15 protein-coding genes and 1 pseudogene are annotated in these 15,161 nt (G+C 70.9%); 12 read left to right on the top strand and 4 right to left on the bottom strand.

Features of this window, described 5'->3' with window-relative positions:
- The first annotated feature begins 66 nt into the window (after positions 1 to 66).
- Entirely contained in the window at positions 67 to 1,341 is a 1,275-nt protein-coding gene (locus ABZ857_RS12870; RefSeq protein ID WP_142652216.1) for an aspartate kinase, read from the top strand.
- Positions 1,338 to 2,405, top strand: a complete 1,068-nt coding sequence (locus ABZ857_RS12865) for an aspartate-semialdehyde dehydrogenase (protein ID WP_357042044.1) — start codon at positions 1,338 to 1,340, stop codon at positions 2,403 to 2,405. The genes ABZ857_RS12870 and ABZ857_RS12865 overlap by 4 nt, the downstream gene beginning before the upstream one ends.
- Positions 2,406 to 2,408: 3 nt before the next feature.
- Here ABZ857_RS12865 and ABZ857_RS12860 read toward each other — a convergent pair whose 3' ends face one another.
- Complete coding sequence (locus tag ABZ857_RS12860; protein ID WP_357042041.1) at positions 2,409 to 3,071, bottom strand: hypothetical protein; 663 nt, start codon at positions 3,069 to 3,071, stop codon at positions 2,409 to 2,411.
- Positions 3,072 to 3,225: 154 nt separating this feature from the next.
- On the opposite strand from ABZ857_RS12860, the gene ABZ857_RS12855 reads away from it, so the two are divergent.
- From ABZ857_RS12855 to ABZ857_RS12815, 9 genes are all read left to right on the top strand, one after another.
- On the top strand, positions 3,226 to 3,873 hold the full coding sequence (locus ABZ857_RS12855; protein WP_357042040.1) for a TetR family transcriptional regulator: 648 nt from the start codon (positions 3,226 to 3,228) through the stop codon (positions 3,871 to 3,873).
- Positions 3,874 to 3,945: 72 nt separating this feature from the next.
- Positions 3,946 to 4,902 (top strand): LLM class F420-dependent oxidoreductase, encoded by a 957-nt coding sequence (locus ABZ857_RS12850; protein ID WP_357042545.1) that lies wholly within the window; start codon positions 3,946 to 3,948, stop codon positions 4,900 to 4,902.
- A gap of 73 nt (positions 4,903 to 4,975) precedes the next feature.
- On the top strand, positions 4,976 to 5,311 hold the full coding sequence (locus ABZ857_RS12845) for a YkvA family protein (protein ID WP_357042038.1): 336 nt from the start codon (positions 4,976 to 4,978) through the stop codon (positions 5,309 to 5,311).
- Positions 5,312 to 5,404: 93 nt separating this feature from the next.
- Positions 5,405 to 6,127: a DUF1684 domain-containing protein gene (locus ABZ857_RS12840; RefSeq protein WP_357042035.1), complete on the top strand. Its 723-nt coding sequence runs from the start codon at positions 5,405 to 5,407 to the stop codon at positions 6,125 to 6,127.
- An 81-nt stretch (positions 6,128 to 6,208) separates the two neighbouring features.
- Positions 6,209 to 7,759, top strand: a complete 1,551-nt coding sequence (locus ABZ857_RS12835; protein ID WP_357042032.1) for an ABC transporter substrate-binding protein — start codon at positions 6,209 to 6,211, stop codon at positions 7,757 to 7,759.
- A 22-nt stretch (positions 7,760 to 7,781) separates the two neighbouring features.
- Positions 7,782 to 8,759 (top strand): ABC transporter permease, encoded by a 978-nt coding sequence (locus ABZ857_RS12830; protein WP_357042029.1) that lies wholly within the window; start codon positions 7,782 to 7,784, stop codon positions 8,757 to 8,759.
- Positions 8,756 to 9,586, top strand: a complete 831-nt coding sequence (locus ABZ857_RS12825) for an ABC transporter permease (protein WP_357042026.1) — start codon at positions 8,756 to 8,758, stop codon at positions 9,584 to 9,586. Before ABZ857_RS12830 ends, ABZ857_RS12825 begins: the two co-directional genes overlap by 4 nt.
- Complete coding sequence (locus ABZ857_RS12820; protein WP_357042023.1) at positions 9,583 to 10,407, top strand: ABC transporter ATP-binding protein; 825 nt, start codon at positions 9,583 to 9,585, stop codon at positions 10,405 to 10,407. The genes ABZ857_RS12825 and ABZ857_RS12820 overlap by 4 nt, the downstream gene beginning before the upstream one ends.
- Positions 10,404 to 11,165 (top strand): ABC transporter ATP-binding protein, encoded by a 762-nt coding sequence (locus ABZ857_RS12815; protein ID WP_357042020.1) that lies wholly within the window; start codon positions 10,404 to 10,406, stop codon positions 11,163 to 11,165. Before ABZ857_RS12820 ends, ABZ857_RS12815 begins: the two co-directional genes overlap by 4 nt.
- Here the strand turns inward: ABZ857_RS12815 and ABZ857_RS12810 are convergent.
- Positions 11,162 to 12,088, bottom strand: a complete 927-nt coding sequence (locus ABZ857_RS12810; protein ID WP_357042017.1) for a TetR/AcrR family transcriptional regulator C-terminal domain-containing protein — start codon at positions 12,086 to 12,088, stop codon at positions 11,162 to 11,164. The genes ABZ857_RS12815 and ABZ857_RS12810 overlap by 4 nt on opposite strands.
- A 95-nt stretch (positions 12,089 to 12,183) precedes the next feature.
- Between ABZ857_RS12810 and ABZ857_RS12805 the strand changes: the two are divergent.
- Positions 12,184 to 12,900: pseudogene (locus tag ABZ857_RS12805) on the top strand (alpha/beta fold hydrolase); the annotation flags it as partial.
- A gap of 177 nt (positions 12,901 to 13,077) precedes the next feature.
- Here the strand turns inward: ABZ857_RS12805 and ABZ857_RS12800 are convergent.
- On the bottom strand, positions 13,078 to 14,274 hold the full coding sequence (locus tag ABZ857_RS12800; RefSeq protein ID WP_357042014.1) for an amidohydrolase family protein: 1,197 nt from the start codon (positions 14,272 to 14,274) through the stop codon (positions 13,078 to 13,080).
- A 69-nt stretch (positions 14,275 to 14,343) separates the two neighbouring features.
- Entirely contained in the window at positions 14,344 to 15,129 is a 786-nt protein-coding gene (locus tag ABZ857_RS12795; RefSeq protein WP_357042011.1) for an SURF1 family protein, read from the bottom strand.
- Between the last annotated feature and the right edge of the window lie 32 nt (positions 15,130 to 15,161).

Below are 15,161 nucleotides of genomic sequence, written 5' to 3'. Positions count from 1 at the left end.
GCCGGTCTCGGTTTGGGGCGTCCAAGTACACTGTGAGCTCCACGTCCTGATTCGTTGGAGATTCCAGTGGCGCTCGTTGTGCAAAAGTACGGTGGTTCCTCCGTAGCCGACGCGTCCTGCATCAAGCGGGTCGCCCAGCGGATCGTCGCGACGAAAAAAGCGGGCAACGACGTCGTGGTGGTGGTCTCCGCGATGGGCGACACCACCGACGAGCTGCTCGACCTGGCCCAGCAGGTGTCGCCGCTGCCGCCCGGCCGCGAGCTCGACATGCTGCTGACCTCGGGTGAGCGGATCTCGATGGCGCTGCTCGCGATGGCGATCGCCAACCTCGGTCACGAGGCGCGCAGCTTCACCGGCTCGCAGGCCGGTGTCATCACCGACTCGACGCACGGCAAGGCGCGCATCATCGACGTGACGCCCGGCCGCATCCAGGAGGCCGTCGCCTCCGGCCAGATCGCGATCGTGGCCGGCTTCCAGGGCGTCTCCCAGGACAGCAAGGACATCACGACGCTGGGCCGGGGTGGTTCGGACACCACGGCCGTCGCTCTCGCGGCGGCGCTCGGCGCGGACGTCTGCGAGATCTACACCGACGTGGACGGCATCTACACCGCCGATCCCCGCATCGTCCGTACGGCACGGCAGATCCCGCGGATCTCCTACGAGGAGGCCATGGAGATGGCGGCCTGCGGGGCGAAGATCCTGCATCTGCGCTGCGTGGAGTACGCCCGCAGGTTCGACCTGCCCATCCACGTCAGAAGCTCGTTCAGCACGAGGGAAGGCACCTGGGTCGTCTCCGACCCCTACAGCGAAGGAACCGAAGTGGAGCAGCCCATCATCTCCGGGGTCGCGCACGACCGGAGCGAGGCCAAGATCACTGTGGTCGGGGTGCCCGACAAGGTCGGCGAGGCCGCCGCCATCTTCCGCACGCTGGCGGACGCGGAGATCAACATCGACATGATCGTGCAGAACGTGTCGGCCGCGGCGACCGGGCGAACGGACATCTCCTTCACGCTCCCGGCCAACGACAGCCAGACGGCCCTCACGGCGCTGAAGAAGATCCAGAACCAGGTCGCCTTCGAGTCGCTGCTGTACGACGACCAGATCGGCAAGGTCTCCCTGATCGGCGCGGGCATGCGCTCGCACCCGGGCGTCACCGCCAAGTTCTTCGGCGCGCTGGCCGACGCCGGGGTGAACATCGAGATGATCTCGACCTCGGAGATCCGCATCTCCGTCGTCGTGGGACAGAACGAGGTGGACACCGCGGTCGCCGCCGCCCACCGCGCGTTCGACCTCGACGCCGACCAGGTCGAGGCCGTTGTGTACGGAGGTACCGGACGATGAGCCGCAAGCCCACTCTCGCCGTCGTCGGCGCGACCGGTGCCGTCGGCACGGTCATGCTCGAGATCCTGACCAACCGCCGCGACCTGTCCGACGCGTACGGCGAGATCCGGCTGATCGCCTCGCCGCGCTCGGCGGGCAAGGTGCTGAGCGTGCGCGGCGAGGACGTCGTCGTCCAGGCGCTGTCGCCGGAGGCGTTCGACGGCGTCGACATCGCGATGTTCGACGTGCCTGACGAGGTCTCCGCCAAGTGGGCGCCGATCGCCGCCGAGCGCGGCGCGGTGGCCGTGGACAACTCCGGCGCCTTCCGGATGGACCCGGACGTGCCGCTCGTGGTGCCCGAGTGCAACCCCGAGCAGGCCCGCAACCGGCCCAAGGGGATCATCTCGAACCCCAACTGCACCACGCTGTCGATGATGGCCGCGATGGGCGCCCTGCACCGCGAGTGGGGCCTGCGCGAGCTGGTCGTCGCCTCCTACCAGGCGGTGTCCGGCGCCGGGGTGGCCGGGCCCGAGCGGCTGTACGCCGAGATCGAGGCCGTCGCGGGCGACCGGACGATGGGCACCGTGGCGGGCGACGTGCGCAAGGCCGTGCCCGACCTGGCCGACTCGCCGTTCCCTGCCCCGTTGGCGCTCAACGTGGTGCCGCTGGCGGGCTCGCTCAAGGACGGCGGCTGGACCTCGGAGGAGCTGAAGGTCCGCAACGAGTCGCGCAAGATCCTCGGCATCCCCGGCCTGAAGGTCTCGGCGACCTGCGTCCGCGTCCCGGTGGTGACCACCCACTCGCTGGCCGTCCACGCGACGTTCGAGCGCGAGGTCACGGTCGAGGGCGCCCGGGCGATCCTGGACGCCGCGCCGACCGTCGTGGTGCTCGACGACCCCGCGAACGGCGTGTTCCCCACGCCGGCGGACGTCGTGGGCACCGACCCGACCTACGTCGGCCGGATCCGCCAGGCGCTCGACTTCCCGAACACTCTCGACCTGTTCCTGTGCGGCGACAACCTGCGCAAGGGCGCCGCGCTCAACACCGCCGAGATCGCCGCGCTGGTCGCGACCGAGTTCGCGTAAGGATCACCTGAACAGCACGTCCCAGTGGGTGGGCTCGTCCGCCCACACGGCGAACCACGCGTCGGGCCCGGCCGGCTGGTCCGGGTCCGGGTCCGGGTCCGGGTCCGACGACGGCGGGCGATACAGCGCGGCTCCGTCCCCGCGCGTGCGCCAGTAGCGGTAGGTCCGCCTGACGTACTCGTCGAGGCACCGGTTGTGGGCGAGGTCCACCTTGTAGCCGTTGCCGTGGCTGTAGCGGCCGCCGGCGTGCCCGGTCTCGGTGCCGCCGGTGACCGTCACCGGGCAGCCGCTGGCCCGCCGCAGGTCGATGGTGCGCATCAGCGTGCCATACCGGATGGCCTCCAGCGAGGTGCAGGAGGGCCGGTGACGGTCGTCGCAGTCCCCGCTCGACTTCCACCGCACCCCGGCGTCGAGCAGCAGGCCGGACGCCCGCGCGTGGCCGATCCGCTCGTCGGCCGCCGCGGTGTCCCAGGTCTTCACCGTGGCGACGAACGTGCCGGCCAGCAGCGGCGGAAGGGAGACCTCACCCTTCACCTCGACGCCGGGATCGGCCGCGGGCGGAGGTGACGGGGGCGGGACGGGGTTCCTGTTGTTCTGCATGGGCAGGGAGATCAGGACGGCGGTGCCGATGCCGGCCAGCCCCCGCCATGACGCGCGGACGTCCAAGTGCCTCGTTTCCTCGATCGACGACGGGGGCTGAGGTCTTCAATGCCACACGAGGCGGCCGGTCGGCCCGCTGCCACGAGGCGGTTTGCCGCGACCCGTGGATCATCTTGTCGGTTCATGACCGGATGAGGGCCCGAGCCGTACAGTGACGAGCGTGGCCGAGAAGACACGGGAGCTGATCGTCGAGACGGCCCTCCGGCTGTTCAGGGATCGGGGGTACGAGGCGACCACGATGCGTGCCATCGCCGCGGAGGCGGGCGTGTCGGTGGGCAACGCCTACTACTACTTCAGGTCCAAAGAGCAGCTGATCCAGGCGTACTACGACCGGGCGCAGGAGACGCACGAGGCGGCGTGCCGTGAGGTGTTCGCCGCCGAGCGGTCGTTCGCCGGGCGGCTCGGAGGAGTGCTGCGGGAGTGGGTGCGGATCTCCGAGCCCTACCACGAGTTCGCGGTGAAGTTCTTCAAGCACGCGGCGGAGCCCAGCAACCCCCTGAGCCCGTTCAGCGCCGAGTCGGCGCCCGCCCGCGAGTCGGCCATCGCGCTCTACCGGGAGGTGGTCGAGGGATCGGCCGGGCGCATGGACGACGAACTGCGCGAGGAGCTTCCCGAACTGCTGTGGCTGCTGTGGATGGGGGTCGTGTTGTTCTGGGTCCACGACAGCTCGCCCGGCTGCGCGCGCACCTACCGGCTGATCGACCGGGTCGTCCCGCTCGTCGACCGGCTGGTCGGCCTGTCGCATCTGCCCGGCATCAGGGGCGTGGCCAGGGAGGTCATCGAGGTGGTGCACGAACTCCGGGCGTGACCCCGACTCCATACCGTCCGGTTGGTATGGTGAGGCCACGAACCGAAAGGGGTGGCCGTGGACCGCTGGGGCATGACGATTCCGTTCTTCGGGCAGACGCCGGTCGAGTCGAGGGAGCTCGTCGCCGCGTTGCCCGCGCTGGGCTACACCGACGCGTGGTCGGCCGAGGTGGGCGGCACGGACGGGTTCGTCCCGCTGGCCCTCGCGGCCGAGTGGGCGCCGTCCCTGCGCCTGGGCACCGCGATCGTCCCCGTCTACACCCGCGGCCCGGCCCTGCTGGCCATGTCGGCGGCCACCCTGGCGGACCTCGCCCCCGGCCGGTTCGTGCTGGGCATCGGCGCGTCGTCCCCCGTGATCGTGGGCAACTGGAACGCCGGCGAGTTCGACAAGCCGTACGCGCGGGTCCGCGACACCCTGCGTTTCCTGCGGCCCGCGCTGGCGGGGGAGAAGGTCACCGAGAGCTACGAGACCTTCGCCGTGAAGGGCTTCCGGCTGGAGAAGGCCCCCGCGACGCCGCCGAAGATCGTGCTCGCCGCGCTGCGGCCCGGGATGCTCCGCCTGGCCGCCCGCGAGGCCGACGGCGCCATCACCAACTGGCTGTCGCCCGGGGACGTACGGAAGGTGCGGGCCGAGCTGGGGCCGGAGACCGAGCTGATCGCGCGGCTGTTCGTCGTGGTGACCGAGGACGCGGCGAAGGCGCGCGAGATCGGCCGCAGACTGCTGGCCGCCTACCTCACCGTGCCGGTGTACGCGGCGTTCCACGAGTGGCTGGGCCGGGGAGAGCTGCTGCGGCCCATGCGGGAGGCGTGGGCGGCCGGAGACCGGAAGGCCGCGCTGAAGGCGATCCCGGACGAGGTGGTGGACGACCTCGTCGTGCACGGCGACGCGGCGACCTGCCGGGCCCGGGTGCGGGAGTACGTGGCCGCCGGGCTGGACACGCCCGTGCTCGCCCCGCTGCCCGTGCGTGATTCGACAGGCGGCGACCTGCCGCTCGCGGACGCCGTACGGGCGCTCGCGCCGAACGCCTGACGGAACGGGGCGGCCCCGCCGTACGTTAACCAGAGGGCAAAGCGGGCAGAGGTGTCCCCCTGGAGGTGTCCTCATGGTGAAGGCAGGACGTGCGGCGGCCACCTGGCGCGCCTACCGCGAGGTCTCCAAGCCCGGCTCGCCGGGACTCGGGGCCCGGCTGCGGGCCGTGCCCCGGATGCTCCGCGCCGCGGTGAAGGGCGACTACCCGGGCCTGACCAAGGGCAAGATCGCCATGCTCGGCATGGCCGTGGCGTACATCGTGTCGCCCATCGACGTGGTCCCCGACTTCCTCCTCGGCCTGGGCGTGGTGGACGACTTCGGGGTGTTCCTGTGGCTGGCGACCGCGCTGCTCGGCGAGAGCGGCCAGTACGTGGAGTGGGAGAGGGACCCGCGGGCGACTTCCCGGTGACGTGATCGATTGGCGCAAATCCTACCTAATCTGTAGGGTAATGCTCAAACATCGCCAATGGTGCTGATCTTACCCGAAACGAGCGTTACCGCCATGTCTCCACGTGCCTCCGCAGCCACGATCGAAGCCGCCCGTGCCGGATGGGACGCGTGGCGGGCGGAGCGGCTGGCCTCCGTGCGGGCCCCCCGGGGCAACCTGGCCCTGGTGGAAACCCGGTGGCCGGCCCCGGGCGAGGAGGAGTCGCTGGAGGAGGCACTCGCCGGCCGGCCGCCGAGTGTCACGGCGACGCGGATCGAGCGGCCCCACATCGCGACCGGCGAGCCCGAGCACGGCATCCGGCTGTGGGACGCGGACGCGCCCGCCGTCCGTCACTTCGAGACCATCGACGTCTTCCCGTTCGCTCCCGAGTGGGTGATCGAGGCCGTCTTCACGCCGGTGTCCGATGCGCGCCTGCTGCCCTTCGAGCACGCCCGGGACGCCGGCGGCACCCGTGACCACGTCGTTCCCGGCGACATCACCTTCACGCTCGACGGCACGCCGTACAACCTGGCCGCCTTCGACGACGAGGGAACGCTGCTCCTGGTCGTGGGCGACCGCACCAACGGCTCGGCGACGTACGGCGGCGGGCGCTTCCTGACGGTGGAGCCCGAGCCCGGCGGCCGCGTCGTCCTCGACTTCAACCGCGCCTTCGCGCCGCCGTGCGCCTTCTCTCCCTTCTTCAACTGTCCGCTGCCCCCGCAGCGGAACCGGCTGGACGTGCCCGTCGAGGCGGGAGAGAAGCTCCCCGTCTTCCGCGACGGCTTCCGGCCGTACTGATTTCCCTCCCGCCCCCCTCCCCTCCCCGCCTCACCCACAGCACCAACCAGGTGGCCGCATGGCCGCCGACCAGGAGAAACAGTGAACAGCAAGACGACGTCGCTGATCGGCGCCGCACTCGTCCTCGCGCTCGCCCTCGCCGGGTGCGGGTCGGGGTCCTCCGGCTCCGCGGGGTCCTCCGGCTCCACCGGCGGCGCCGGGGCGACCGCGGCGTACGACCCGGACGCGACGATCGAGATCGGGTCGCTCTACGAGCCGCAGAACCTCGACAACACGGCCGGGGGCGGACAGGGCACGACGGAGGCGTTCAACGGCAACGTCTACGAGGGGCTGTTCCGGCTCACCGACGACGGCAAGGTCGAGAGCCTGCTGGCGAAGGACCACACGGTGAGCAAGGACGGCCTCACGTACACGTTCACGCTGAGGAGCGGCGTGAAGTTCCACTCGGGCAAGCCACTCACCTCGGCCGACGTCAAGTACAGCATCGAGAAGGTCACCGGCCCCGACTCCCAGTCGGCCCGCAAGAGCAGCCTCAGTGTGATCAAGAGCATCGACACGCCGGACGACTCCACGGTCACGGTGAAGCTCTCCAGCAAGTCGATCTCGCTCGTCTACAACCTCAGCTACGTGTGGATCGTCAACTCCCAGGCCAAGAGCCTGACGACCACCGAGGACGGCACCGGCCCCTACACGCTGGGGGCGTGGAAGCGCGGCTCCTCGCTCACCCTTGAGCGCTTCCCCGGCTACTGGGGCACCCCCGCGACCAACAAGCAGGTCGTGTTCCACTACTTCACCGACGCGACCGCGCTGAACAACGCCCTGCTGACCAAGGCGGTCGACGTCGTGACCAGCGAGCAGAGCCCCGACGCGCTGGCGAACTTCGAGAACAGCGGGGACTACAAGGTCAACAACGGCCAGTCGACGACCAAGCTGCTGCTGGCGTTCAACGACCGCAAGGCGCCGTTCGACAAGGTGCTCGTCCGCAAGGCGATCACCTCGGCGATCGACAACAAGAAGCTGCTCAGCTCGATCTGGGGCAAGTACGGCACGCTGATCGGCTCGATGGTGCCGCCCACCGACCCCTGGTACGAGGACCTCACCACGGTCAACCCGTACGACCCCAACCTGGCGAAGAAGGAGCTCGCCGAGGCGGGCTACGGGAACGGCTTCTCCTTCACGCTCGACACGCCGAACTACGACCCCCACCCGACCGTCGCGACGTTCGTGAAGTCGGAACTGGCGAAGGTCGGGATCACCGTGAACATCAACGTGATCACGGCGGACGAGTGGTACACCAAGGTCTACAAGAACCGCGACTTCGCGGCGACGCTGCAGGAGCACGTCAACGACCGCGACGTGGTCTGGTACGGCAACCCCGACTTCTACTGGGGCTACGACAACCCGCAGGTCACCAAGTGGGTCGAGCAGGCCGAGCAGTCCGACACGGCCGACGGGCAGACGGCCCTGCTGAAGAAGGTCAACCAGCAGATCGCCGCCGACGCGGCCAGCGACTGGCTCTACCTCTACCCGCAGATCGTCGTGGCGTCCTCGTCGCTGTCGGGCTACCCCGTCAACGGCCTGAACTCCCAGTTCTACGCCTACGGCATCAAGAAGAGCGGCGGCCGGGGCTGACGCCCGCGTCCGCGACGTCCTCATGACCGTCTACCTGCTGCGCCGGACGGCGTTCCTCGTCGTCTCGCTGTTCCTGGCCGCCGTGGTGCTGTTCCTGCTGCTGCGCCTGCTTCCGGGCGACCCCGCCAACGCGCTGCTGTCGGTCGGGGCGAGCCCGGAGCAGGTCGCGGCCGCCCGTCACCAGATCGGGACGGACCGGCCGCTGCCGGTGCAGTTCGTCTCGTGGCTCGGCGAGATGTCGAGGCTGGACCTCGGCACCTCGTTCGTCAGCACGCTTCCCGTCGGCCCAGAGATCGCCGCCCGCCTCGTGGTGACGGTTCCGCTGACCCTGCTCGCCTTCCTCCTGGCCGTCGTGATCGCCGTGCCGGTCGGTTTCGTCGCGGCCTACCGGGCGGGCACCTGGTATGGCTCGGTGCTCAGCGCGCTGTCGCAGCTCGGCATCGCGGTGCCCGTCTTCTGGGTCGGCATGCTGCTGATCACGGTGTTCTCGCTCCACCTCGGCATGCTGCCGGCCGGGGGGTTTCCCCAGGACGACTGGGCGAACCCGGGCGACGCGCTCACCTCGCTGACGCTGCCGGTCGTCACGATCGCCCTCGTCATGTCGGCCTCCCTGATCCGCTACGTCCGGTCGGCCACCCTCGACGTGCTCGGCAGCGACTACCTGCGTACGGCGCGGGCACTGGGCTCGTCGTTCATCGGGGCGATGTGGCGGCACGGCCTGCGCAACGCGGTGGTCCCGGTCGTCTCGATCCTGGGCATCGAACTCGCCACCACCTTCCTCGGCGCGGTCGTGGTGGAGAGCGTGTTCGCGCTGCCGGGGCTCGGCGGCATGCTCGTCAAGGGCTTCGCGCAGCACGACTACCCGGTCATCCAGGGGATCCTGGTGGTCAGCACGTTCGCCGTGCTGCTCATCGGGTTCGCGGCCGACCTCGTCCAGCGGCTCATCGATCCGCGGCTGCGCCGCTCGCTCGGCGGGAACCTCTCCGGGGACGGCGCATGACCACGCGCCGCCGCGTCCCCCGGTCGGCGACGCTGATCGCCGGCTGCGTCCTCGCCGGTCTCGTCCTCGCCGTGGCCGTCCTGTCGTTCTTCTGGCTGCCCTATGCGCCGGACGACACCTCGGGCGACCGGTTGATGCCCCCGGGCCTGCCTCACCTGCTCGGGACCGACAAGCTCGGCAGGGACCTGCTCACCCAGCTCATGATCGGTGCGAGGGTCGCCCTGGAGGCCGGAGCGGGGTCGGTGCTGATCGGCGGGCTCCTGGGCCTCGCGGGCGGCCTCGCCGCCGGCTTCGCCACGCGCTGGCTCGACGACACGATCTCGGCGCTCCTGGACATCCTCATCGCCTTCCCGACCGTGCTCCTGGCCATGCTCGTGACCGCCGCGCGAGAGGCGTCGCTCGGCTCGGCGGTCATCGCGATCGGGCTGGCGATGTCGGCGATCGTGGCCCGGCTCACCCGGGTGCTGGTCAAGCGCGTCCTGGGCCAGGACTTCATCACGGCCTCGCGCACCTCGGGGACGTCCTGGCCGCGGATCATCCTCGAACACGTCCTGCCGAACATCTGGCCGACGCTGTCGGTCAACCTGGCCCTGCAGTTCGGGCTGGCCGTCCTGGCGGAGGCGAGCCTGTCCTATCTCGGTCTGGGCGCGCCGCCCCCGAACGCCTCCTGGGGGCGGATGCTCCAGGAGGCCCAGGCGAGCGTGTTCATCGCCCCGGCGGGGGTGATCGCCCCCGGCGTCCTGCTCGTCGTGCTCGTCGTCGGGGTCAACCTCATCGCCGACGGCGTGCGCGACGTGGCCGACCCGACCCGGAGGAGGACCAGGTGACCCTTCTGGCCGTGGCGGGGCTGCACGTGCGGAGCCCCGAGGGCCGCGACCTCGTCTCGGACGTGTCGTTCACGCTCGACGCGGGCGAGCGGCTGGGCCTGATCGGGGAGTCGGGGTCGGGCAAGTCGATGACCGCCCTGGCGATCATGGGTCTCACGCCTCCCGGGATGACCGTCTCGGGCAGCGTCGTGTTCGACGCGCCCGGCCCGGGCCGTACGGAGGTCGTGGGAGCGGCGGAGCGGCGGCTCACCTCGCTGCGCGGGCGGGTGACGAGCGTGGTCTTCCAGGAGCCGCTCACCGCCCTCGACCCGCTCATGCGGGTGGGCCGTCAGGTGGCCGAGCCGCTCCGGCGCAGGAGGGGGCTGCGCGGGCGGGCCCTGGACGCGGCGGTGACGGCCGCGCTGGAGGAGGTGCGGCTCGCCGATCCCGAGCGGATCGCCCGGGCCTACCCCCACGAGATCTCCGGCGGCCAGCGTCAGCGGGTGGCGATCGCCATGGCCCTCGCCTGCGACCCCGCTCTGCTCATCGCGGACGAGCCCACGACCGCCCTGGACGTCACCGTGCAGGCCGACGTCCTCACGCTGCTCGACGGCCTGGTGAAGGAGCGGGGGATGGCGCTGCTGTTCATCAGCCACGACCTGGCGGTCGTCTCGCGGATCGCCGAGCGCGTCATCGTCCTGAAGAACGGCACGGCGGTGGAGTCCGGGAGCGTCGACGAGGTGGTCAACGCCCCGCGCCACCCGTACACGAGGGATCTGGTGGGCAGCGCGCGACGCCTCGACAGCGTCCTCGACAGTCTGCTCGACGGGAGGACGCCATGACCCGGCCCGTTCTGGAGGTGCGGAGCGCCGGCTTCGCCTACGGCCGCTCGGCCCCCGTGCTCACGGACGTCTCGGTCTCCGTCACTCCCGGACGCAGCCTCGCGCTGGTGGGAGAGTCGGGTGCGGGCAAGACCACGCTGCTGCGCCTGCTGCTCGGGCTGGTCCGGCCGACGAGCGGACGGGTTCTCTTCGAGGGGAAGGACCTCGCGCCGCGTGACCGGGCCCTGATGCGGGACTTCCGGCGCAGCGTGCAGACGGTGTTCCAGGACCCGTACTCGTCGCTCGACCCCCGGCAGCGGGTGGGCAGGATCGTGTCGGAACCCCTCCGCTCGCTGGGCCTCAGGGAGGACATGACCGCGCGTGTCGCGGCCGCCCTGGACGCCGTCGGGCTGCCGGAGGACGCCGCGAGCCGCTATCCACAGGAGTTCTCGGGAGGGCAGCGGCAGCGCATCGCCATCGCGCGGGCGATCGTGTGCGAGCCCCGCGTGCTGCTCGCGGACGAGCCGGTCAGCGCGCTCGACGTCTCCACCCGCGTACGCGTCGTCGACCTGCTGCACGAGCTTCGGGAGACCCGCGCGCTGACGGTCGTGATGGTGTCGCACGACCTGGCCGTGGTGGCCGCCCTCTGCCACGAGGTGGCCGTGCTGGAGCGGGGCCGGATCGTCGAGCGGGGAGACGCCGCGCAGGTGCTCGGCGCGCCCCGGCACGCCTACACGCGACGGCTGATCGACAGCGTCCCCCGGCTGCCCCGGCCCTAAGGTCTGTTTCGCAGCATGACGGCGAACCCGTCGAGATGGCGGGCCAGGCTGTACTCGAACAGTCCGTCCATGTCCGTCACCGTCTCCTCCGGGATGGCGGCCAGCAGCGGGAACCGCCCGGTGCCGAGGAGCGCGTCGGCTCGCTCCTGCTGGGCCAGCCACCACCGGTCGAGCGTCACGCCGGTCTCCTGCTCGGCTTCGGCCTCCTGCGCCATGGACAGCGCGGCGGAGACGACCAGGGCGTGCAGGGCGAGCGCTTCGCGGATCCGGGTCGTCATGGGCAGCCCGAGTCCGTCGAGGGCGCGCAGCGTCCACTCTGTGTGCTCCATGATGTTGGGCGCCAGCAGCGGGCGCGTGAACGAGACCGCCCTGGGCAGCCAGAGGTGCCTGCGGCACAGCTCCCACTGCCGGCGGGAGATCAGTTCGAGCTTGGCCCGCCAGCCGTCCGGCCCCGGGTCGGGCAGTTCCGCCTCGCCGAACACCTCGTCGGTCATCTGCATGACCAGCTCGTCCTTGCCCGCCACATGCCGGTACAGCGACATCGGGCCGACGCCCATCTCGGCGGCGATCCGGCGCATGGAGACGGCGTCGAGCCCCTCTCTGTCGGCGATCGCGATGGCGGTGCGGAGAGTGTGCTTGCGGTTCAGCGCCTGCTTGGGGATGCCGGCGCCCGCCTGCCGCTGCCGCGCGGCCGGTTGCCCGCGGCCGGCGGTGACGACCGCGCCGGCGCCGACCTTCGTTTCTACCAGCCCTTCGTCGCGAAGGGCCGCCATCACCTTCGTCGCGGTCGCGACCGCCACGCCCCAACGCGCGGCGATCTGACGGATGGAGGGCATGCGTTCGCCGGGACGCAGCTCGCCGGTCAGGATCCGGGTGCGGATCTCGGTGACGATGTGCTGATAGGGCGGGATCGCGGACGGCATGAGAGTAAAGTGTACTAGTTCACTTTCGATGTCGGCCAGTACACTTCTTCCGGCCATAGCGGCATTTCATCAGCCATTCTCCATACGCTGTACGCATGACAGTTGATACGGCGTACGCAACCGTGCGGACGCGTGAAGCACAGCTGACCCTGGTGTTCGTCCACGGCACCCACTCGTCGTCGTACCTCGCCTCCGGTTTGATCACCGAGCTCACCCTGCGCGGACACCGCGCGGTGGCCGTCGATCTCCCCGGACACGGTGACGACGCGTTCTACCCCCGCGCCTACCAGGCCCCGCAGGATCTGGAGGCCCTGGCCACCGAGCCGTCCCCGCTCGCCAAGCTCACCATCGACGACTACGTCGAACGCGCCGTGGACGTGGTGCGCCGCGCCCGCCGCCACGGCCCCGTGATCCTGGCCGGCGCCAGCCAGGGCGGCGTCGTGGTGAGCAGAGTCGGCAACGCGATCCCCGACCTGCTCGACCGCGTGATCTACACCGCCGCGTACTGCTGCGTGGACCTGCCCAACCTGAGCGCCTACCTCTCCACCCAGGAGAACGCCGGCAGCCTGCTCCCGCAGGTGACCGCCGCGATGGTCGGCGATCCTGCGGTCCTGGGGGTGGCCAGGGTCAACTGGCGCACGGCCGATCCGGCGCTCATCGACGGCATCAGGGAGTGCCTGGCCGGTGACTTCACCGACGAGGCCATGACCCGGCTGCTCAACACGTTCCAGCCGGACGAACCCGTCAGCATCCCTATGGCCGACGCCCGGGGCGAAGCGCACACGTGGGGCCGGATCCCCCGCACCTACATCCGCTTCACGCAGGACCGGCTGATCCCGCCGGCCCTGCAGGACCGCTTCATCGCCGAGGCCGACCGCCTCACCCCCCGGCAACCCGACCGACGTACGCAGCGTCGCCGCCCCTCACGTCGGCCCGTTCAACCGGCCCGAACTGGTGGACATCCTCGTCGAACTCCTGACGCCCCGACCCTAGAGCTGCTCCTGGCGCAGCCACGCCCGCGAGGGCAGGGGGTGGCCGAACAGGCGGGCGGCGTTGCCGTACGAGACCCTGGCGATGTCGGCCGGCGGCAGGCTGCCGAGGTTGCGGGCCACCGCGCGCTGGGTGTCGGGCCAGGTGGACTCGGCGCGCGGGTAGCCGGTCTCCAGCAGCACGCGCTCCATGCCGACGGCGAGCCGCACCGAGCTCAGCGCGCTGTCGTCGAGCGTGCCGAAGAAGAAGTTGCGCCGCAGCACCTCGCTGGGCTTCAGGCCGCCCTCCCAGCTCGGCTCGCCGGCGACCGGGTGATCGAGCGCGTAGTCGGCCCGCTCTGCCAGCATCGGCAGCCACCCGACGCCGCCCTCCACGATGAGGATGCGCAGCTTGGGGAAGCGCAGCGCGACACCCGACCACAGCCAGTCGGCGCAGGCGAACATCGCGCTCGCCGGGATCAGCGTGGTGATCGCCTCGACCGGGGTGTCCGGCGAGGGCACGGGCGCCCATGAGGACGCGCCGGTGTGCAGGCACACGACCGTCCCGGTCTCCTCGCAGGCGGCGAAGAACGGGTCCCAGTGGCGGCTGTGGATGGACGGCAGCCGCAGCCGGGTGGGGAACTCGGGGAACACGACGGCCTTGAAACCGCGTGACGCGTTGGCCCTGATCTCCTTCGCCGCGATCTCGGGGTCGGGGAGCCAGGGAAGCTGGAGCGCGATCATGCGCTCGGGATAGGTGCCGGCCCACACGTCGACGTGCCAGTCGTTCCAGGCCCGTACGAGCGCGAGCCCGAGGTCCTGGTCGCGCGTGCGGCCGAACGCCACCCCCGCCTGGCTCGCCAGCATGCCGGGGAAGCACAGGGCCGCCCAGATCCCGGCCCGGTCCATGTCGCCGATCCGGGCCTCGATGTCGTAGCAGCCCGGCCGCATGTCCTCGAAACGGACGGGGTCGAGCGTCCACTGCTCCTTGGGGAGGCCGGCGCCCACGTCCAGCCCCGCGCAGGGATAGGTGGCGCCGCCGTACCGCCACACCTGGTGGCCCGAGTCGGTCTCCACGACCTTGGGCGCGAGGTCCTTGTACTTCTCCGGGAGGCGGTCTTCGAAGAGGTCGGCCGGCTCGATCAGGTGATCATCGACCGAGATGATCACGTAGTCCCGCCGCCTCGGCTCTGGGTCGGGATGCAGCGGCGTAGTCACGGTAGTAAACGGTAGGGCCAAGGGATAACACCGTACAAGCTGCGAGGTCTCCGGTTGGTATCCGTTCGCTCACCTTGCGGCGCGTACGGTCACGCCGGGTGACGTCTGGTCCGCCCGGAGGTCGCGGGCCTCCCTGCGCACCAGCAGCACCCAGCCGCCCACCGCGATCCCGATGAACAGCCACCACTGCACGGCGTACGCCAGGTTGAGCCCGCCTCCGGCGCCAACGTCGGGCGGGGGCAGGAGTTCGGGCGCCGGGCCGCCCTGCGGCTGCTGCGCGGTGAGCTCCACGAACCCGCCGAAGACGGCGTACGGCAGGCCCTTGGCGATGCCGGGCGTGTCGATCAGCAGGATCTGGCCGGACGGCAGCCCGGACCGGTTCCTGATGCCGGTGTTGTCCTGCGTCTCTGCCGGGCGGAGCCGTCCGGTGATCGTCACCTCTCCCGTGGGCGGCGCGGGCACCTGTGGCGGCGCGTCCGCGCTCGCCCCGGCCGGAACCCAGCCCCGGTTCACCAGCACGGCGCCCTGGGGCGTGACGAGCGGGGTGACCACGTAGAACCCGAAGCGGCTGTTGAGGGTGCGCCGGCGCACCACGAGCTCGTGCGCGGCGTCGTACCGTCCGGTGGCGGTGACGCGGCGATACCTGTCCCTCTCCGGCACCGACGCGCCGGTCCGGTCCAGCCGGTCGAGCGGCACGGGGGCGGCGGCGAGGTTGGCGGTGATCCTCGCGCTGTCGGCCGACCGCTCCTCGAACCGCCCCCACTGCCACTTCCCGAGGAAGAAGAAGGCGGGGATCAGCACGAGCACGAGCAGGTGCAGCCCGACCCAGCGGCGCGAGAGGAGGAACCGGTACACGTCACCAGCCTAGGCAGCGCCATGACCGGTCT

The organism is Microbispora sp. NPDC046933, from assembly GCF_040644635.1.
GTDB lineage: Bacteria > Actinomycetota > Actinomycetes > Streptosporangiales > Streptosporangiaceae > Microbispora.
This window is presented reverse-complemented; position numbering and strand designations above follow the sequence as displayed.